The sequence below is a fragment of the Pseudomonas sp. G166 genome, from assembly GCF_037027455.2.
Taxonomy (GTDB): Bacteria; Pseudomonadota; Gammaproteobacteria; order Pseudomonadales; family Pseudomonadaceae; genus Aquipseudomonas.
Window position 1 is genome coordinate 6,414,253 of sequence record NZ_CP146985.1, and the last position, 18,231, is coordinate 6,432,483.

At 60.6% G+C, this 18,231-nt stretch carries 17 protein-coding genes; 12 read left to right on the forward strand and 5 right to left on the reverse strand.

Translation table 11 applies throughout. The annotated features are described in order from the left end of the window. Window positions 1–9: 9 nt before the first annotated feature. The 5 genes from gmk to SGN16_RS28605 all read left to right on the forward strand — a co-directional run bounded on the left by gmk (window position 10) and on the right by SGN16_RS28605 (window position 4,440). Entirely contained in the window at window positions 10–630 is a 621-nt protein-coding gene (gene gmk / locus SGN16_RS28585) for a guanylate kinase (RefSeq protein WP_003206877.1), read from the forward strand. A 167-nt stretch (window positions 631–797) separates the two neighbouring features. Next, window positions 798–1,061: a DNA-directed RNA polymerase subunit omega gene (gene rpoZ / locus SGN16_RS28590; RefSeq protein WP_003177259.1), complete on the forward strand. Its 264-nt coding sequence runs from the start codon at window positions 798–800 to the stop codon at window positions 1,059–1,061. A gap of 60 nt (window positions 1,062–1,121) precedes the next feature. Next, window positions 1,122–3,227: a bifunctional GTP diphosphokinase/guanosine-3',5'-bis pyrophosphate 3'-pyrophosphohydrolase gene (gene spoT, locus SGN16_RS28595; RefSeq protein WP_053190083.1), complete on the forward strand. Its 2,106-nt coding sequence runs from the start codon at window positions 1,122–1,124 to the stop codon at window positions 3,225–3,227. Between the two features lie 36 nt (window positions 3,228–3,263). Then, window positions 3,264–3,644: a RidA family protein gene (locus SGN16_RS28600; RefSeq protein ID WP_014340863.1), complete on the forward strand. Its 381-nt coding sequence runs from the start codon at window positions 3,264–3,266 to the stop codon at window positions 3,642–3,644. A 55-nt stretch (window positions 3,645–3,699) separates the two neighbouring features. Continuing rightward, on the forward strand, window positions 3,700–4,440 hold the full coding sequence (locus SGN16_RS28605) for a hypothetical protein (protein ID WP_335944547.1): 741 nt from the start codon (window positions 3,700–3,702) through the stop codon (window positions 4,438–4,440). A 48-nt stretch (window positions 4,441–4,488) separates the two neighbouring features. On the opposite strand, the gene SGN16_RS28610 is transcribed toward SGN16_RS28605, so the two are convergent. Both SGN16_RS28610 and SGN16_RS28615 read right to left on the reverse strand, forming a co-directional pair. Beyond that, window positions 4,489–5,388: a DMT family transporter gene (locus tag SGN16_RS28610; protein ID WP_210642026.1), complete on the reverse strand. Its 900-nt coding sequence runs from the start codon at window positions 5,386–5,388 to the stop codon at window positions 4,489–4,491. Between the two features lie 294 nt (window positions 5,389–5,682). After that, window positions 5,683–6,540 (reverse strand): NAD-dependent epimerase/dehydratase family protein, encoded by an 858-nt coding sequence (locus SGN16_RS28615; RefSeq protein WP_335944548.1) that lies wholly within the window; start codon window positions 6,538–6,540, stop codon window positions 5,683–5,685. A gap of 188 nt (window positions 6,541–6,728) precedes the next feature. Between SGN16_RS28615 and exbB the strand changes: the two genes are divergently transcribed. From exbB to SGN16_RS28645, 6 genes are all read left to right on the forward strand, one after another. After that, window positions 6,729–7,709, forward strand: a complete 981-nt coding sequence (gene exbB / locus SGN16_RS28620) for a tonB-system energizer ExbB (RefSeq protein WP_210642028.1) — start codon at window positions 6,729–6,731, stop codon at window positions 7,707–7,709. 6 nt (window positions 7,710–7,715) lie between these two features. Then, window positions 7,716–8,144: a TonB system transport protein ExbD gene (gene exbD, locus SGN16_RS28625; RefSeq protein WP_025216142.1), complete on the forward strand. Its 429-nt coding sequence runs from the start codon at window positions 7,716–7,718 to the stop codon at window positions 8,142–8,144. Continuing rightward, the gene (locus SGN16_RS28630) at window positions 8,141–8,896 is read left to right on the forward strand and encodes an energy transducer TonB (RefSeq protein ID WP_335944549.1); all 756 of its coding nucleotides are present in this window, start codon (window positions 8,141–8,143) and stop codon (window positions 8,894–8,896) included. The genes exbD and SGN16_RS28630 overlap by 4 nt, the downstream gene beginning before the upstream one ends. A 171-nt stretch (window positions 8,897–9,067) precedes the next feature. Next, window positions 9,068–9,988 carry a hydrogen peroxide-inducible genes activator gene (locus tag SGN16_RS28635; protein ID WP_210642030.1) on the forward strand — a complete coding sequence of 307 codons (921 nt, stop codon included), beginning with the start codon at window positions 9,068–9,070 and terminating at the stop codon, window positions 9,986–9,988. A 9-nt stretch (window positions 9,989–9,997) separates the two neighbouring features. Further along, on the forward strand, window positions 9,998–12,073 hold the full coding sequence (gene recG / locus SGN16_RS28640) for an ATP-dependent DNA helicase RecG (RefSeq protein WP_210642031.1): 2,076 nt from the start codon (window positions 9,998–10,000) through the stop codon (window positions 12,071–12,073). 78 nt (window positions 12,074–12,151) lie between these two features. Next, on the forward strand, window positions 12,152–13,549 hold the full coding sequence (locus SGN16_RS28645; protein ID WP_335944550.1) for an HDOD domain-containing protein: 1,398 nt from the start codon (window positions 12,152–12,154) through the stop codon (window positions 13,547–13,549). Between the two features lie 240 nt (window positions 13,550–13,789). Here the strand turns inward: SGN16_RS28645 and SGN16_RS28650 are convergent, their stop codons facing one another. Together SGN16_RS28650 and SGN16_RS28655 are read right to left on the reverse strand one after the other, a co-directional pair. Beyond that, on the reverse strand, window positions 13,790–15,097 hold the full coding sequence (locus SGN16_RS28650) for a hypothetical protein (RefSeq protein ID WP_335944551.1): 1,308 nt from the start codon (window positions 15,095–15,097) through the stop codon (window positions 13,790–13,792). A gap of 142 nt (window positions 15,098–15,239) precedes the next feature. Next, on the reverse strand, window positions 15,240–15,623 hold the full coding sequence (locus SGN16_RS28655; protein ID WP_335944552.1) for a helicase: 384 nt from the start codon (window positions 15,621–15,623) through the stop codon (window positions 15,240–15,242). A 528-nt stretch (window positions 15,624–16,151) separates the two neighbouring features. On the opposite strand from SGN16_RS28655, the gene SGN16_RS28660 reads away from it, so the two are divergent. Then, a complete protein-coding gene (locus tag SGN16_RS28660; RefSeq protein ID WP_335944553.1) occupies window positions 16,152–16,535 on the forward strand; it encodes a DUF6124 family protein in 384 nt (127 codons plus the stop codon). Window positions 16,536–17,274: 739 nt separating this feature from the next. On the opposite strand, the gene tagQ is transcribed toward SGN16_RS28660, so the two are convergent. Next, entirely contained in the window at window positions 17,275–18,216 is a 942-nt protein-coding gene (tagQ, locus tag SGN16_RS28665) for a type VI secretion system-associated lipoprotein TagQ (protein ID WP_335944554.1), read from the reverse strand. Between the last annotated feature and the right edge of the window lie 15 nt (window positions 18,217–18,231).

An 18,231-nucleotide genomic window follows, 5' to 3' on the forward strand; every position in this document is an offset into this window, starting at 1 on the left:
TAACCCGACATGACCCACAGCACCGGCACTCTCTACATCATTTCCGCGCCCTCGGGCGCCGGCAAGACCAGCCTGGTCAAGGCGCTGATCGACGCCGAGCCGCAGATCCGCGTCTCGGTCTCGCACACCACCCGCGCCATGCGCCCGGGGGAGGTGAACGGGGTGAATTATCACTTCGTCGATCGCGAAGAATTCGTGAAGATGGCCGAACACGGCGACTTCCTGGAGCGCGCCGAAGTTTTCGGCAACCTTTATGGCACTTCACAAAGCTATTTGCAGCAGACCCTGGACGAAGGCCACGACCTGATCCTGGAAATCGACTGGCAAGGTGCCGAGCAGGTACGCAAGCTCATGCCCCAGGCTCGTTCGATCTTTATCCTGCCGCCAAGCCAGCAAGCCTTGCGCCAGCGCCTGACCAACCGTGGCCAGGACAGCGACGACATCATCGAAGGCCGGATGCGCGAAGCGGTCAGCGAAATGAGCCATTACGTCGACTACGATTACCTGATCATCAACGACGATTTCGCCCATGCGCTGGACGACCTGAAGGCGATTTTCCGCGCCAGCCAGCTGCAGCAGAAACGCCAGCAGCAACGTTTCGGTAAATTATTGGCCGAATTGTTGGGCTGATCAGCCCTTCCCAAAACCGCTGCGACGGCTTTACATTGGTAGTCGCAGCGCGCCGAGGGGTTTGGTTAAAAAATCAGCGCTTCCCTAAACGCTGGTGTTTTTTTAAACTGTCGAGTCCGCTCGCCCAACCGGGCAGCGCGCATATTGCATTCGCTCCGAGGAATACCATGGCCCGCGTAACCGTTGAAGACTGCCTAGAACACGTGGAAAACCGCTTTGAGCTGGTCATGCTCTCTACCAAGCGTGCCCGTCAACTGGCCACCGGTGGCAAAGAGCCGTTGGTCCAGTGGGAAAACGACAAGCCTACTGTAGTAGCGCTGCGTGAAATCGCCGAAGGCCTGATGAGCTACGAGTTCATCGCCAACGCTGAAATCGTCGAAGACGAACCGCTGTTCGCAGCGTTCGAGGACGAGTCCAACGAGGCGGTCTAAGCCTATGCCTGGTCGACGTAGCACGGCGCGGGGTCACAGCAAACGGCAGGAGTCATCATCATGCCGAGCATAGACGCCCTCGCCGATCGCTTATCGGCCTACCTCGGCACGGACCAGGTCAATCTGGTCCGCCGAGCCTATTTCTACGCTGAACAAGCCCACGACGGCCAACGCCGGCGTAGCGGCGAGGCGTACGTCACGCATCCTCTTGCAGTGGCGAATATTCTTGCCGACATGCACATGGACCATCAAAGCCTGATGGCGGCGATGCTGCATGACGTGATCGAAGATACCGGCATTGCCAAGGAAGCGCTGCAAGCGCAGTTCGGCGAAACCGTGGCCGAACTGGTCGACGGGGTCAGCAAACTGACCCAGATGAACTTCGAGACCAAGGCCGAGGCCCAGGCCGAAAACTTCCAGAAAATGGCCATGGCCATGGCGCGCGATATCCGTGTGATCCTGGTCAAGCTCGCCGACCGCCTGCACAACATGCGCACCCTGGAAGTGCTGTCCGGCGAAAAACGCCGACGCATCGCCAAGGAAACCCTGGAAATCTACGCACCCATCGCCAATCGCCTGGGCATGCACGCGATCCGCATCGAGTTCGAAGACCTCGGTTTCAAGGCCATGCACCCTATGCGTTCGGCACGGATCAACCAGGCCGTCAAGCGTGCTCGGGGCAACCGCAAGGAAATCGTCAACAAGATCGAAGAGTCCCTGAGCCACTGCCTGGCCATCGACGGCATCGAAGGCGAAGTCAGCGGGCGGCAGAAACACCTCTACGGCATCTACAAGAAAATGCGCGGCAAGCGTCGGGCCTTCAACGAGATCATGGACGTCTACGCGTTCCGGATCATCGTCGACAAGGTCGATACCTGCTACCGCGTACTGGGTGCTGTGCATAATTTGTACAAACCGTTACCGGGGCGCTTCAAGGATTACATCGCGATTCCCAAGGCCAACGGCTATCAGTCGCTACACACCACGTTGTTCGGCATGCACGGTGTACCGATCGAAATCCAGATCCGCACCCGTGAAATGGAAGAGATGGCCAACAACGGCATCGCTGCCCACTGGCTGTACAAATCCAGCGGCGACGAACAACCCAAGAGCACCCACGCCCGGGCCCGACAGTGGGTCAAGGGCGTGCTGGAAATGCAGCAGCGGGCCGGCAACTCCCTGGAATTCATTGAAAGCGTGAAGATCGACCTGTTTCCGGACGAGGTCTACGTCTTCACGCCCAAAGGTCGGATCATGGAGCTGCCCAAAGGCTCCACGGCTGTGGACTTCGCCTACGCCGTGCACACCGACGTCGGCAACAGCTGCATCGCGTGCCGGATCAACCGACGCCTGGCGCCGTTGTCCGAACCGCTGCAAAGCGGCTCCACGGTGGAAATCGTCAGCGCCCCCGGCGCCCGGCCGAACCCGGCGTGGCTCAATTTCGTGGTCACCGGCAAGGCCCGCACCCATATCCGCCATGCCCTGAAGCTGCAACGCCGCTCCGAATCCATCAGCCTCGGCGAACGCCTGCTGAACAAAGTGCTGAACGGTTTCGACAGCTCCCTGGACAAGATCCCGGCCGAGCGCGTGCAACTCATGCTCCACGAATACCGTCTCGAGCTGATCGAAGACCTGCTCGAAGACATCGGCTTGGGCAATCGCATGGCCTACGTTGTCGCCCGCCGCCTGCTCGGCGAAGGCGAACAGCTGCCTAGCCCCGAAGGCCCGCTGGCGATTCGCGGCACCGAGGGCCTGGTGCTCAGTTACGCCAAGTGCTGCACGCCGATCCCGGGCGACCCGATTGTCGGCCACCTGTCCGCCGGCAAAGGGATGGTGGTGCACCTGGACAACTGCCGCAACATCAGCGAAATCCGCCACAACCCGGAAAAATGCATCCAGCTCTCCTGGGCCAAGGACGTCACCGGCGAATTCAACGTCGAGCTGCGGGTCGAGCTGGAGCACCAGCGCGGCCTGATCGCCCTGTTGGCCAGCAGCGTCAACGCCGCCGATGGCAATATCGAAAAAATCAGCATGGACGAACGCGATGGCCGCATCAGCGTGGTCCAACTGGTGGTCAGCGTGCACGACCGCGTGCATCTGGCCCGCGTGATCAAGAAATTGCGTGCCCTGACGGGCGTCATCCGCATCACCCGGATGCGCGCATAGCCCCCCAATAGGCCCATCCATTACAAGGAGTCATCAATGACCAAAACCGTTATCACCAGCGACAAGGCCCCGGCCGCCATCGGTACTTATTCCCAGGCGATCAAGGCGGGCAACACCGTGTACATGTCGGGCCAGATCCCGCTGGACCCCAAGACCATGGAGCTGGTGGAAGGCTTCGAAGCCCAGACCGTGCAGGTGTTCGAAAACCTCAAGGCCGTGGCCGAAGCTGCCGGTGGTTCGTTCAAGGACATCGTCAAGCTCAACATCTTCCTCACCGACCTGAGCCACTTCGCCAAGGTCAACGAGATCATGGGCAAATATTTCGACCAGCCTTACCCTGCCCGTGCCGCCATCGGCGTGGCAGCCCTGCCAAAGGGCGCGCAGGTTGAGATGGATGCCATCCTGGTCATCGAGTAATAAGGTCGGCGCAGCCTCCCCCGCTGCGCCGTTTTCGTCTTGAAAGGATTCCACCATGCGCAAAGCGCTTGCTTTCTCGTTGGTCGCCCTGCTCCTGGGCGGCTGCGCCAGCGACCCTGCCGACCGTGACATCAGCGGTACCTGGATCAACCAGGCAGCCATCGACGCTGCCGCCAAGGGTGGCCCGCTTCGCGAGGCATTGCAGGGCTATGGCCCCAACCTGGAATGGGACGTCAACACCCGGGCTGGCCAGGCGCGCTACACCAACGGCTTTGAAAATGTCGAAGGCAAATTGCTGGGCGAAGAAGACGGCGCCTGGAAAGTCGATTTCTACGGCAGCTCCGCCAGCGAACTGAAGCGCGACGGCAACCAGTTGAACCAGGCGGCTACCGAGAACGAGCCGCAGCAGGTGTTCGACCGCGCACAAGTCCAGGTCCCGGAAGGCGCGCCCATCGGCGCCAGTTTCGAGCGAGCGCTGTATGCCGCCTACCTCGGCGGCACCTGGAACATCGTCAACGGCCCCGGCCAGGGCGCCAGCGTGCAATTCCAGCCCGACGGCCAGGTCAGCGGCCTGCCGGGTGCTGATCGTTACGCCCTGTGCCTGGCGGGCGACTGCGCCTCCATGAGCGGCGGCAACGATAATATCTGGCTGCAGCACAATGGCCAGGGCAACACCTGGATCTTTGCCCGCGACGGCAAGAAGCTGGAAATCTTCCAAACCGTCAATACCGCGCTGGCCGATGAAATGCCGTCGTTCACGCCGGGTACTCGGCAGTGGTTGTTGGAAAAGCAGTAAGCGAGACGGCGCCTTGAAATAAATGTACGGGCGCCCTCCGGTCAAGGTTCACGCGCGAGATGGGACAGGCTTTTTTCTGCCCAGGCGGATCAGCTCATTGGAGAAACACAACCCAACGATGATCAGCAGCGCTCCGGGATACAGGCTTTCGCGGGGCACTTCATTGAGCACTACAAACGCCAGCAGCGCGGCGAAAAGCGGCTCGGTCAGCTCCAAGGCTTGCACCTGGGATGGCTTGAGGTACTCGATTGCCTTGGTGGTGCAGAAAAAGCCGAGGATGGTCGGCAGCGCAGCCAACCCCAGCAGTGCGGCAATTGCCAAGGGCGACAGTTCACCGATGACGAAGCCGTCGGCCGAAGCCGGCATAAGCAAGTACAGGCTGCCGAAGAACAGCAACTGACGAGTAAAGTGCAGCCCACCGGACACCCCCATCCCCTTCATGGCTACCGAAAACGCCCCGTAGCCGCAGCCCGCCATGGAAGCGAGTGCAACGCCTTGGAGCGTGAAGCCCTGTCGCAGGTCGGCGCCGAAGATCACCGCGATTCCGGCGATAGCCAGAGCGGCACCCACGGTGGCGTTCGCGGTGATCGCATCCTTGAGAAATATGCGTGCGAGCACAATCGAGGAGATGGAAGCACTGGCCATCAGCATCACCACTACGCCCGCCGCGGCGTAATGCCGATAGGCAGCCGTTTCGAAGTGGAACAGCACAAAGATACCGAGAAACGCGCAGATCGCCGCCTGGGTCCATTTGGCCGTCGTTGTCGGGCGCTTGAGAAATAGCAGCAAGGCTGAGAGCAGCACACAACCCAGGACCGTCTTTATGACGGCGACACTGCTGGCAGTGAAACCATTACTCATGAGCACTTTACTGAGCACGCCTATCGTGGCGTTAAGCGCGGCGGCGGAGAGTGCAAAGATAACGCCTTTGCTGAAACTAGCTTGCATTGATGACGGTCCCTGTCGCTGTTAGGTAGGCTCGAACGGATTGACTGAAGCGGTTGCGGGTGGCCTGCACATCGCTCTTGGCTTGGGCAAGCGTCGGACAATGCTCCGCGAGCTCGATGAAACAAGTCAAGACCGGAAGGTGCTGAGCTACGGTAAGAGCCAAACAGGAAACCCCATCGTCAGGCACACGCCGAGCAGGCTCTGCCTGAACGAACAAGCCCGCTTGCCACAGGACTCGGCGTTTGGCTCTCCGGCAATGAGTGAGCCTTTGCCTAAAGACCCGTTGATGCCGGGTCAGCAGCGCCCTTCCAGAATCGCTGCATACCCCTCACGAAAACTCGGATACCGCGGCGTCCAGCCCAAGGCCTTGGCCCGGGCATTGCTGCAGCGTTTACTGCCGGCGCGGCGTACGCTGGCGTTTTCAGCCCATTGGGTGACGCCCATGTATTCACGCAACCAGCCCACCACCTCGGCCAGCGCGGCGGGGGCATCGTCGACGCCGATGTAGCAGTCTTCCAGGGTTTTGCCCTGGCGATCGGCGTCCAACAGGAACGCCAGCAGGCCCGCCGCATCGTCGGCGTGGATGCGGTTGGCGTACAGGGGTGGGTCTTCCACCACGCTATAGCCCTGGCGCACCTGGCTCAACAGCCACTCACGACCCGGGCCATAGATGCCGGTCAGGCGCACGCGGCTGGCCGGGATGCCGCTGTCCAGCGCCACTTGTTCGGCCTCGAGCATCAGCCGACCGGAGTAACCGCTGGCCTCGGTGACCGAGGTTTCATCGACCCACTCACCCTTCTGCTGCCCATAGACACTGCTGCTGGACACAAAAAGCAGACGCTTGGGCCGCTGGCCGTGCTGCTTCAACCAACCCAACACATGCTGCAACCCTTCGATGTACGCCGCGCGATAGCCTGCTTCGTCATGCTCGGTGGCGGCGGCGCTGTACACCAGGTAATCCAGCGCTCCGGTGGGCCATTCGACAGGACACTGCTCGCCGAACAAATCCCCAGCCACCCCGACAACCCCGGCCGGCAGGTGCGAAATCGTACGGCGCAAGCCATGGACCAGCCAATTTTCGGCCACTAACCGGCTGGCCAGGCGACCGCCGATATCACCGCAGCCGGCGATCAAAACAGAAGGCGCGGACATCAAAAACTCCTCTGGCAAAGCCCCAGACTAGCCTCCGTAGAGGATGAGCGGCTAGCCATGCGACAAAAAAAGTAACTGTATTACTTTTGTTAACAAGAATTACTTGCAATAATGCCCACCACTTTTGTTCTCGGCCCCACGAGGCCTGGAAGAACATCAACCTTCTTTTCCTCTCAGGTCCGGCCAGCATGAAACGCTCAATATCCCTCGCTTCGCCAACCAACCGACCTCGCGCCTGGAGCGCTGTGGCAGCCCTGCTGCTGAGCCTGCTACTGGCGCCCGCCGCCGCGTTCGCCGATGCTCAGGCGCCAGCCACCAATCCGGCTACCGCACCCGCATCTGCCCAGGCACCCGCCGACGCCAGCGCTCCCGTAGCGACGCCGGTGGCCACCGAGCCGGCCCAAGCCGTCGAGGCTAGCGCCGCCGATGCCCCCGAAGTGCTCGAAGCCGATAACTCCCTGGGCATGGCCCACGATCTGTCACCTTGGGGCATGTACAAGAACGCCGACATCATCGTGAAGATCGTGATGATCGGCCTGGCCATCGCCTCGATCATCACCTGGACTATCTGGATCGCCAAGGGCTTCGAGCTGTTGGGTGCCAAGCGTCGCTTGCGCGGCGAAATCGCCGCCCTGAAAAAGGCCACCACCCTCAAGGAAGCCAGCGCCAGCGCTGCTAAGGAAGGCACCCTGGCCAACCTGTTGGTGCATGACGCGCTCGAAGAGATGCGCCTGTCGGCCAACAGCCGCGAGAAGGAAGGCATCAAGGAACGCGTGAGCTTCCGCCTCGAACGCCTGGTGGCCGCCTGTGGCCGCAACATGAGCAGCGGCACCGGCGTGCTCGCCACCATCGGTTCCACTGCGCCGTTCGTCGGCCTGTTCGGCACCGTGTGGGGGATCATGAACAGCTTCATCGGCATCGCCAAGACCCAGACCACCAACCTCGCCGTCGTCGCTCCCGGCATCGCCGAAGCCCTGCTGGCGACCGCGCTCGGCCTGGTCGCGGCCATCCCGGCCGTGGTCATCTACAACGTCTTCGCCCGCTCCATTGCCGGTTACAAGGCCCAGGTCTCCGACGCCTCGGCCGAAGTCCTGCTGCTGGTCAGCCGCGACCTCGACCACCTGCCGCCCGAGCGCGGCTCGCAACCGCACATGGTGAAAGTGGGGTAATCGGCCATGGGCCTGCATTTGAAAGAAGGCGCAGACGACGATCTGGCCGAGAACCACGAAATCAACGTCACGCCCTTCATCGACGTGATGCTGGTGCTGCTGATCATCTTCATGGTCGCCGCCCCGCTCGCCACCGTGGACATCAAGGTTGACCTCCCCGCCTCGACGGCCAAGCCCTCGCCGCGGCCGGAAAAACCGGTGTTCCTGAGCGTCAAGGCCGACCAGCGCCTGTTCCTCGGCGAAGACGAGGTCAAGACCGAAAGCCTCGGTGCGACCCTCGATGCCAAGACCCAGGGCAAGAAGGACACGACGATCTTCTTCCAGGCCGACAAAGGCGTGGATTACGGCGACCTCATGAACGTGATGGACGCCCTGCGCGCCGCCGGTTACTTGAAGGTCGGCCTGGTCGGACTCGAGACGGCGCCCAAGAAATGATCACGACGCGCCAAAAGCTGACGCGTTACAGCGGTAGCCTGGCCGTGGTGCTGGGCGTGCACGCGCTTGCCATCGCGCTGGCGCTGAACTGGACGTCCCGCCCACCCATCGAGTTGCCCCCCCAGGCGATGATGGTCGAGCTGGCGCCAGTGCCCGCCCCGCCGCCGCCCGCACCGCCGAAAGTCGTCATGCCGCCGCAACCGCCGGAGCCGGTCGAAGAATTGCCGCTGCCTAAACTGGCCGAAGCACCGAAAGCCGAGATTTCCGTGCCCAAGCCGGTCAAGCCAAAGCCCAAGCCTCAACCGCCCAAGCCCAAGCCGGTGGAAAAAAAGCCGGAGCCGCCCAAGGAAGTCCCGTCGCAGCAGAAGCCCAGCGACACCCCGCCAACCCCGGCACCGACCGAGAAATCGGCGCAACCGGCCCCCGGCCCGTCGCCCGCTCAATCGGCCGCCAAGGCCAATTGGCAAGGCACGCTGCTGGCGCACCTGGGCAAGTACAAAAAGTACCCACCCAGGGCCCAGCAGATGAACAAGGAAGGCACCAACCGCCTGCGTTTCGTGGTGGATGCCGAAGGTAACGTGTTGTCATTCGAATTGGTGGGCAGTTCCGGCACGGACTCTCTGGACCGTGCCACCCTGGAAATGATCCGTCGTGCCCAGCCGCTGCCCAAGCCGCCGGCCGAGCTGTTGACCAACGGCACCGTCGAACTGACAGCGCCGTTTGTGTACTCCATCGACAAGCGTCGGCGCTGATCCCTCGCCACAATGATTAGAACCGACCAAAAGGCATCGAAAGATGCCTTTTTCATATCCGGCAACCACCCAACAGGCATTGGACAGTGTCATATCCCGCCTCCAGTCTGATAACGTGCGTCTATCGATTGCAGCCGGTATGCTTGGCTCGCAACTTCATGGACGCTTGCTATGACCCTCACAGAATTACGCTACATCGTCACCCTCGCCCAAGAGCAGCATTTCGGCCACGCGGCCGAACGTTGCCATGTCAGCCAGCCGACACTGTCGGTGGGTGTGAAAAAGCTTGAAGACGAGCTCGGTGTGCTGATTTTCGAGCGCAGCAAAAGCGCCGTGCGCCTTACCCCCGTCGGCGAAGGCATCGTGGCCCAGGCACAAAAAGTACTGGAACAGGCCCAAGGCATCCGCGAACTGGCCCAGGCCGGCAAGAACCAACTGACCGCCCCGCTGAAAGTCGGCGCGATCTACACCGTTGGCCCCTACCTGTTCCCACACCTGATTCCGCAACTGCACCGGGTTGCCCCGCAGATGCCGTTGTACATCGAAGAAAACTTCACCCATGTGCTGCGTGACAAACTGCGCAACGGCGAACTGGACGCGATCATCATCGCCCTGCCGTTCAACGAAGCCGACGTCCTGACCCTGCCGCTCTATGACGAGCCGTTCTACGTCTTGATGCCGGCCCAGCACCCCTGGACCCAGAAAAAAACCATCGACGCCGCTCTGCTCAACGACAAGAGCCTGCTGCTGCTCGGTGAAGGCCATTGCTTCCGCGACCAGGTGCTCGAAGCCTGCCCGACCCTGACCAAAGGTGGCGAAGGCGCCAAGCACACCACGGTGGAATCCAGCTCCCTGGAAACCATCCGCCACATGGTCGCCTCGGGCCTGGGCATTTCGATCCTGCCGCTGTCGGCGGTGGACAGCCATCACTACGCTCCCGGCGTGATCGAAGTCCGCCCGCTGACAGCACCCGTACCGTTTCGCACCGTCGCCATCGCCTGGCGCGCCAGCTTCCCGCGGCCCAAGGCCATCGAGATCCTCGCTGACTCGATCCGCCTGTGTTCCGTGGCCAAGCCGCCCACAACCAAGTAAGCCGTCGCCATGACTGAGCTGTCGAAAGTGCCGGTCACGGCACTCAAGGGTGTCGGTGAAGCCATGGCCGAGAAACTGGCCAAGGTCGGCCTGGAAAACCTCCAGGACGTGCTGTTCCACCTGCCGCTGCGTTACCAGGACCGCACCCGTGTGGTGCCCATTGGCCATTTGCGCCCCGGGCAGGACGCCGTGATCGAAGGCACCGTCAGTGGCGCCGACGTGGTCATGGGCCGGCGCCGCAGCCTGGTGGTGCGCCTGCAGGACGGCACTGGCGGGCTCAGCTTGCGCTTCTATCACTTCAGCAACGCTCAAAAGGAAGGCCTCAAGCGTGGCACCCGCGTGCGCTGCTACGGCGAGGCCCGTCCCGGTGCCTCGGGACTGGAAATCTATCATCCGGAATACCGCGCCATCACCGGCGACGAGCCGCCGCCCGTGGATGAAACCCTGACCCCGGTCTATCCGCTCACCGAAGGTCTGACCCAACAACGCCTGCGCCAGCTCTGCCAGCAAACCCTGACTCTGCTCGGCCCCAGCAGCCTGCCCGATTGGCTGCCCACGGAACTGGCCCGGGACTATCAACTGGCGCCGTTGGCCGATGCGATCCGCTACCTGCACCACCCACCCGCCGATGCCGATGTCGACGAACTCGCCCTCGGCCATCACTGGGCACAGCACCGCCTGGCTTTCGAAGAACTGTTGACCCACCAGCTGTCGCAGCAACGCCTGCGCGAAAGCCTGCGCTCCCTACGCGCCCCTGCCATGCCCAAGGCCCGGGATCTACCGGCCCGCTACCTGGCCAACCTCGGTTTCACCCCCACGGGTGCCCAGCAGCGGGTCGGCAATGAAATCGCCTACGACCTGAGCCAGCCTGAACCGATGCTGCGACTGATCCAGGGCGACGTGGGTGCCGGCAAGACCGTGGTTGCCGCCCTTGCCGCACTCCAAGCTCTGGAAGCGGGTTATCAAGTGGCGTTGATGGCGCCCACCGAGATTCTCGCCGAACAACATTTCATCACCTTCCAGCGCTGGCTCGAACCCTTGGGCATCGAAGTCGCCTGGCTGGCCGGCAAGCTCAAGGGCAAGAATCGCGCAGCCGCCCTGGCACAGATCGCCGAAGGCGCACCGATGGTGGTGGGCACCCATGCCTTGTTCCAGGACGAAGTGCAGTTCAAGAACCTGGCGTTGGTGATCATCGACGAACAGCACCGCTTCGGTGTACAGCAACGCCTGGCCCTGCGGCAGAAAGGCGTGGGCGGGCGGATGTGTCCGCATCAGTTGATCATGACCGCGACCCCGATCCCGCGGACCCTGGCCATGAGCGCCTACGCCGACCTCGACACCTCGATCCTCGACGAACTGCCCCCGGGCCGCACGCCGGTCAATACAGTGCTGGTCACCGATACCCGGCGGGTCGAAGTGATCGAGCGCGTGCGCAGCGCCTGTGCCGAAGGGCGCCAGGCCTACTGGGTGTGCACGCTGATCGAGGAATCGGAAGAGCTGACCTGCCAGGCCGCTGAAACCACCTATGAAGACCTCACCGCCGCCCTCGGCGAGCTGAAGGTCGGGCTGATCCATGGCCGCATGAAACCCGCCGAGAAAGCCGCCGTCATGGCTGAATTCAAGGCCGGCGCCCTGCAACTGCTGGTCGCCACCACAGTGATCGAGGTTGGTGTAGACGTGCCCAACGCCAGCTTGATGATCATTGAAAACCCCGAGCGCCTGGGCCTGGCGCAGTTGCACCAGTTGCGCGGCCGTGTCGGCCGGGGCAGTGCGGCCAGCCATTGCGTGCTGCTGTATCACCCGCCGCTGTCGCAGATCGGTCGGCAGCGCCTGGGCATCATGCGCGAAACCAACGACGGCTTTGTCATCGCCGAAAAAGACCTCGAACTGCGCGGCCCCGGCGAAATGCTCGGCACGCGCCAGACCGGTCTGCTTCAATTCAAGGTAGCCGACCTGATGCGCGACGCCGATCTGCTCCCCGCGGTACGCGACGCTGCCCAGGCTCTGCTGGAACGCTGGCCCGACCACGTCAGCCCGCTGCTGGATCGTTGGTTGCGTCATGGGCAGCAATATGGCCAAGTGTGAGCACGCTCTCAGTTTCTGGACGCACCTGCCCGGCAAGCTGGTTATACTGCTCAACTTGTAGGAAAACGGATACAAACCATGACTGAAGCTGCCCTCGTCCCAGAACCTCCGCATGCTCCGTCTGTTATTCGGCTGCTGCTTGAAAAGCTGGGCATCGCCTTTGACGAAGTCGTCGAGCGACCGGGCCTGAACCCTGCCCGCAAAGTGCAGGCCGTTCTGTTGCACGATGCCGTCGGCGCACTCATGGTGCTGTTTCCACAAAGCCAATTGCTGGACCTCAACCGTCTGGCCGAACTCACCGGTCGCAAGCTCACGGCGGTGCCAACCGAACGCCTGGAACGCATGCTCGGCAAACACAGCCTGAGCTTGCTGCCCGGCCTGCCGGCGCTGACCAGTTCCCCCTGCCTGTACGAAGAAAGCCTGCTGCGCGAACCGAAGCTGTTGATCAATTCGGGGGAGCCGGGCCTGCTGCTGGAAGTCACCAGCGAAGCGTTCAAGACCATGCTCACCAAGGCCAGCGCCGCGACATTCGGCGAAGCCGTGAGCAATATCACCCCCAACCTGGACCGCCCGCACGACGACCGCGCGGAAATCACCCAGGCCGTCCAGGCGTTTACCGCGCGGCGTATCCAGCAACGGCTGGAAGAGACCATCGAGATCCCACCGCTGGCCGAAACCGCGCAAAAAATCATCAAGCTGCGGGTCGACCCTGACGCGACCATCGATGACATCACCGGCGTCGTGGAAACCGACCCGGCCCTGGCCGCGCAAGTGGTGAGCTGGGCCGCATCGCCGTACTACGCCTCGCCAGGCAAGATTCGTTCAGTGGAAGATGCCATCGTCCGCGTCCTGGGCTTCGACCTGGTGATCAACCTGGCGCTGGGCCTGGCCCTGGGCAAGACCTTGAGCCTGCCCAAGGACCACCCGCAACACACCACGCCGTACTGGCACCAATCGATCTACACCGCCGCCGTCATCGAAGGCCTGACCCGCGCCATGCCGCGCGCCCAGCGCCCGGAAGGTGGCCTGACCTACCTGTCCGGCCTGCTGCACAACTTCGGCTACCTGTTGCTGGCCCACGTATTCCCGCCGCACTTCTCGCTGATCTGCCGACACCTGGAGGTTAACCCGCACCTGTGCCACAGCTACGTGGAACAACACCTGCTGGGCATCAGTCGCGAGCAGATCGGCGCCTGGCTGATGCGCTACTGGGACATGCCCGACGAACTGGCCACCGCCCTGCGCTTCCAGCACGACCCGCACTACGACGGCGAGTACGCCGCCTACCCGAACCTGGTCTGCCTGGCCGTACGCCTGCTGCGCTCGCGGGGTATCGGCTCCGGCCCAGACGAGGAAATCCCCGATGCACTGCTCGAACGCGTAGGCCTGTCTCGGGACAAGGTCAACGACGTAGTCAGCAAAGTGCTTGAGGCGGAAGTGCTGCTGCGCGAACTGGCTTCGCAGTTCAGCCACTGACCACCGGCTGATCGATGAGCTTGTGGTGAGGGAGCCACCGCCACGTCTTCGACGCTGCTGTCGCGCAGGGAACTAGAACGACGTCCACGAGATATCTGTTTTTAATCGTTCCCACGCTCCACGTCACGTTTCAGAAGCGGAACGCTCCTGCTCCCCTAGCGGCATGCAGGGGAACAGGAGCGATAAGGATGTCATTCAAGCCCGTCTTTCTAACGGAGCATAGCCCGCGTCGCGTTATAACTAACCCAGATAGCGAAGGACCCAATTGTTATTTCTGTCAAAGCCCAAACCGCTTATAACGATCCGTCTATCATCCATGTCTGCCATATCTGACGGGGATCTAGACCCGTCAGGCCCAGCATAAACAACAAAGCCTTGACCGTCGTTGAATTCCGAATCCAAAGTGCCATCATCACGATAACAAGCGGTCAGCGTACCACCGTCATGCAACTCATCGCTCCCAAATCCGACAGCGATTATTGAACCATCATTACGTGCATTGCAGTTGGACCACCAAAAACTCCCGTAAGAAAATTTAGAGTACAGCGGTTGTCCTTCGTTAAATAGCGGATCGTAATACCCATCACCGTCGAGCACCACCATAAAGCCGCTGTAACTCCCGCCGGTTGCAACATGGCCTGCCAGTACTATTCTTTCAGTACCATCTTGCCTCATATTCACTGCAACAGAGCTGAGCCTGGAGTCGGCATTTGTGGGAATTACTACTGGCGCACCATTGTTGAATCCCGCGTCCGGACTACCTGAATTATCGAAACGTACTATAAACACCCCCCGAGACGTATCGCCACCATATACGCCAGTTGCCACCACGCGTCCATCTGACTGAACGGCGAATCCTCCGCGCGAAAGCCACTGATATTCGACGCCAGGAAGTTCGACAATTGCTCTGCCCCCATTAAAATTTTCATCAAAAGAACCATCGGACTTCAGGCGATTCACCACAACCCTGGCGCGCCCAAAGATGTCAATCTCGTCGATTAAAACTATGTTGCCGACTGGATCTTCTAACGCAGAGTACCGCCGTCCTCCCTGCGCTTTTCCTAATGGTTCATCATTTACTTGCAGGCTTCCAGCCCCTTCGCTTTGTTGTGAACGATTCCAGCCTAAAATCCTGACCACACCGTTATTTCCGAAGGTGTTATTGAAACTACCGTCCGAGCGCAACTTTATTATTATGCTATATATATTCCCATTTTCCGGGTATCTAAAGCGAACCAGGGCTCCTCCATCCGCAAGGGCATTAATACCACTCAAATCCTCACCTGACATAAAAGGTAGCTCAGTGTAACCGGCTCCCGAACCACCGAAATTGGTATCGAGTGTCCCGTCTTCATTTAAACGCACAACCACCACCGGCGCCCTTGCTCCTAATAACGGCATGATGGCAAGCAGCTTATTGTCCGGAAGAGCGCAAAGCGCCGGCACGTTGTTTGCGCTGATTTCCGGTATCGGAACGAGGAGTACGCCATCGGTGCCAAAAGATGGATCAAGGGTGCCTGGCTTGAAATTTTTGCTTGGAGTAATCATGGCATTGCTTCCACTAAAAATGATGCCCACATTGACATCAAACTATATGGAAACCTAAACCAAGCACTTACACACCTGTCAGAGTTAACAGTTCGGTTTCTTTAATCGGAATAAAAATTCATTTAATGAGCGTAATTCCTCATTAAGACTTCGGCTTGGCCTTCTTCGGCTTCAAATACTTGGTCAGCCCCTGGAACCAGATCACCAGCGCCGGGTTGCCCTTGATCTGGATCGACTTGTCCTGAATCCCCGTCATGAATGCCAGTTGCTTGTTCTTGGCCTGCATCGTGGCAAAACCATAGGCGGCGTCCTTGAAGGCGATGGCGAAGGCAGGCTCCGGGTAAGTGCCGGACCGGCTGGTGATGCGCTGGTTTTTCACGGTGAAATGCCGGGCGACCTTGCCGTCCAGGGTTTGCAATTGAAACACCAATTCCTTGTCGCCCAACTGCTGCTGGAACGCCGGATTGGTCCGACTGGCCTTGCCCATCAACAACCCCAGCATCCACAGCAGAAAACGAAATTTCATGGGCACCGCCTCGTGAGAAAAGATCAATGGCAGGCAGTTTAGCGATTCTTCGGCGCAACGCCATCATCGGATCGCTTTAGCGGAAGATAAGCTTGTTTTCGCGAAAGATGACTGCCAAGTCACAAAACCAGGATCAAAAGATCGCAGCCTTCGGCAACTCCTACACCCATTTCCGTAGGAGCTGCCGAAGGCTGCGATCTTTTCGTCTTTTCCCCCGCCAAACCCTCGGACATTTCCTTCAGCACGCCGGGCTGTTCATGAACTAGGCAGTGCTTTCGAGCGTCGCTAACCTTTGTTCGTCATCGCAAAAAACGGTGACACGGACGTGCAAGTCCGATCTAGGAACGCATTCGTTATGGCTATTCGCCGAGCATTTTTTTATGCTCGCCGACTGTTATGGCGGCTGCGCGTGGGAGACTTTCGGGTCTGCCGGGTTCCTGGACCGGTCTTGCACACCTACGTACAGCTGCCACCCATTTTTCGACGTGCAATCGGAGGGTGCCGGCTCCACTTCCAGGAAGTTTCATTATGTTCAAAGCAACTCCGAATCCCCCGCAAAGCGGCCACAAATCCCGCGTCGAAATGCAGGAAGAAAAAAAGCTCGAAGACGCCGTCACCCGCGCCCTCGACTACTACCTCAAGCCCCAACCCTCCTCCCCACCTGAACCCGAAAAAAACCAGCTCTTCATCGTCTCCCCTCACATCGACACCGAAACCCTGCTGGCCAACGCCTCCGAAGACCTGCAATCGATCAGCACCATCGCCGCCGACCTGGCCGACGACGTGGATGACTCACGCCGCTGCGTCGCCCTGGCAATCAGCCGCATGGCCGATGGGGTGCAGTTGTTGGTTGAGCGGGCGCTGGATCATTTGGAGGCCAAGGAGATGGCGGCGCCTGGGGCCAAGGGGTAGCGCTTGCATTGATGCAGGCTGAGCCGACGCCATCGCGAGCAAGCTCGCTCCCACAGGGGGAATTGGGTTGTCGCGGATATCACAGTCAACTCAAAACAACTGTGTGCGAGCTTGCTCGCGATAGCGGAGTGTCAGGCAACAATGATGCAAGCTGAACCGACGCCTTCGCGAGCAGGCTCGCTCCCACAGTTGGATCGGGGTATGGCCGGAGAGCCAGGTCGGCTATAAGGCCGCCTCGCGAGCAAGGTCCTGCTCAAACAGATCTGAGAGGTGTTCGACCGGGAGAGCCAGGCCGGCTGTCAGGCCGCCTCGCGGTGGACGTTGATTTCGGCGCCCCGTTAACCACGATGGCCGAACGCAGGCATTGTGGAGTGGGCATCCCGGCATGGATGCCGGGATAGCCGCGCTGGGCCATGGATGGCCCTTCGCGGCGGGCCCATGGAGCAATGCCTTCGTTCGGGCATGCCGAGCCTAGGCGAGGCACCGAGTGGTGGGGCATAAAGCGTTTTGCTTACTTTTGCGCTTCTCAAAAGTGAGCCGCTGTAAGAGCGGAACCATAAGCCGCCGTTACCGCAGCAACGGATATGTACCCAGAAACAACTGTGGGAGCGAGCTCACTCGCGAAGGCGGTGTATCAGTCGACATTAATGCCAACTGAACCAGCGCTATCGCGAGCAAGCTCGCTCCCACAAGGTTTTGGGTTTTGGCTGCTGATCAACGATCAACCGCCATCACTCAATCAAACATTCGGGCAAGGAACCGGCGCCCAATCACCCAGGTCCGGGTTCTTGCACATGCTGTTGACCTGAGTGGTACCCGCGCTGGCAACCTGCTTGCTTTCATCCTGCTTGGCCTTGGCGGCCTGCAGAGTTTTCTCGGTGGTCACCGCTTCTTTCGGCACAGTCGGCAGGTCTTTCTTCTTCGCCGGTTGTACGTTCTTGTTCTTTTTCTTGGTGCTGGTCGGAGCCACGACAGGCGTAGTGTCAGCAGTAGCCACAGTCACCACGTCAGTACGCTGCACACCCACTTGCTGCAGGTCTTTCTCGTAAGCCTGGGTGTAATTGTTCAAGTCTTCGGAAGCCTTACCGTTGACCGCAACGATCAGGTCATTCGACTCTTTCAGGCCAGCGACGATTTCCGCCAGGCGCTTGCGACCTTCAGTGTCGTTGACAGTCTTGGCCTTGCGGTCGGCAACCAGTTTGCTGAACGCGTTCTGGTAGCACTGCTGCGAAGTCCGTGCGTAGGCGGTGCTGCGGTCGATGTCGGAGACGCTTTTGTTGACGTCGGCAGCGTAGGACGCAATGCGCTGGTTGTCATCGGCGATCTGCTTCTGGCGCTCGGTGTAGTAACCGGCTGCACCACCGGCCAGGGCACCGCCAGCAGCACCGATGGCAGCGTTGCGACCACGGTCTTCCTTGTCGGCGGTCAGGACGCCCAGCAACGCACCGCCCACCGCGCCGACGGCCGCGCCGGTGACTACGGACTTGGTCATGTTGCCCTCGGTGGAGCGCAGGTGCTGCACCGGCTCGTAGCAGTTAGGGTAGTACTCGACCTTGGTGCTCGAGGCGACCTTGGAGGTCGGCGACGTGGCGCAGCCGGTCAGTACGGTGCTGAAGCCGACAGCGACCATCAGCAAATGACGCTTGGAACCCGAAGCAAAAGGTTTACGGGAGAAAAGCATAGTTGTGTTCTCGTT

Excerpts from the sequence above, each read along its gene's own strand:
- gmk (WP_003206877.1), top strand. The coding sequence starts at position 10 with ATGACCCACAGCACCGGCACTCTCTACATCATTTCCGCGCCCTCGGGC.
- tagQ (WP_335944554.1), bottom strand. The coding sequence starts at position 18,216 with ATGCTTTTCTCCCGTAAACCTTTTGCTTCGGGTTCCAAGCGTCATTTG.
- recG (WP_210642031.1), top strand. The coding sequence starts at position 9,998 with ATGACTGAGCTGTCGAAAGTGCCGGTCACGGCACTCAAGGGTGTCGGT.
- SGN16_RS28645 (WP_335944550.1), top strand. The coding sequence starts at position 12,152 with ATGACTGAAGCTGCCCTCGTCCCAGAACCTCCGCATGCTCCGTCTGTT.
- SGN16_RS28660 (WP_335944553.1), top strand. The coding sequence starts at position 16,152 with ATGTTCAAAGCAACTCCGAATCCCCCGCAAAGCGGCCACAAATCCCGC.
- exbB (WP_210642028.1), top strand. The coding sequence starts at position 6,729 with ATGAAACGCTCAATATCCCTCGCTTCGCCAACCAACCGACCTCGCGCC.
- SGN16_RS28610 (WP_210642026.1), bottom strand. The coding sequence starts at position 5,388 with ATGCAAGCTAGTTTCAGCAAAGGCGTTATCTTTGCACTCTCCGCCGCC.
- SGN16_RS28650 (WP_335944551.1), bottom strand. The coding sequence starts at position 15,097 with ATGATTACTCCAAGCAAAAATTTCAAGCCAGGCACCCTTGATCCATCT.
- exbD (WP_025216142.1), top strand. The coding sequence starts at position 7,716 with ATGGGCCTGCATTTGAAAGAAGGCGCAGACGACGATCTGGCCGAGAAC.
- SGN16_RS28655 (WP_335944552.1), bottom strand. The coding sequence starts at position 15,623 with ATGAAATTTCGTTTTCTGCTGTGGATGCTGGGGTTGTTGATGGGCAAG.
- SGN16_RS28635 (WP_210642030.1), top strand. The coding sequence starts at position 9,068 with ATGACCCTCACAGAATTACGCTACATCGTCACCCTCGCCCAAGAGCAG.
- spoT (WP_053190083.1), top strand. The coding sequence starts at position 1,122 with ATGCCGAGCATAGACGCCCTCGCCGATCGCTTATCGGCCTACCTCGGC.
- SGN16_RS28615 (WP_335944548.1), bottom strand. The coding sequence starts at position 6,540 with ATGTCCGCGCCTTCTGTTTTGATCGCCGGCTGCGGTGATATCGGCGGT.
- SGN16_RS28630 (WP_335944549.1), top strand. The coding sequence starts at position 8,141 with ATGATCACGACGCGCCAAAAGCTGACGCGTTACAGCGGTAGCCTGGCC.
- rpoZ (WP_003177259.1), top strand. The coding sequence starts at position 798 with ATGGCCCGCGTAACCGTTGAAGACTGCCTAGAACACGTGGAAAACCGC.
- SGN16_RS28605 (WP_335944547.1), top strand. The coding sequence starts at position 3,700 with ATGCGCAAAGCGCTTGCTTTCTCGTTGGTCGCCCTGCTCCTGGGCGGC.
- SGN16_RS28600 (WP_014340863.1), top strand. The coding sequence starts at position 3,264 with ATGACCAAAACCGTTATCACCAGCGACAAGGCCCCGGCCGCCATCGGT.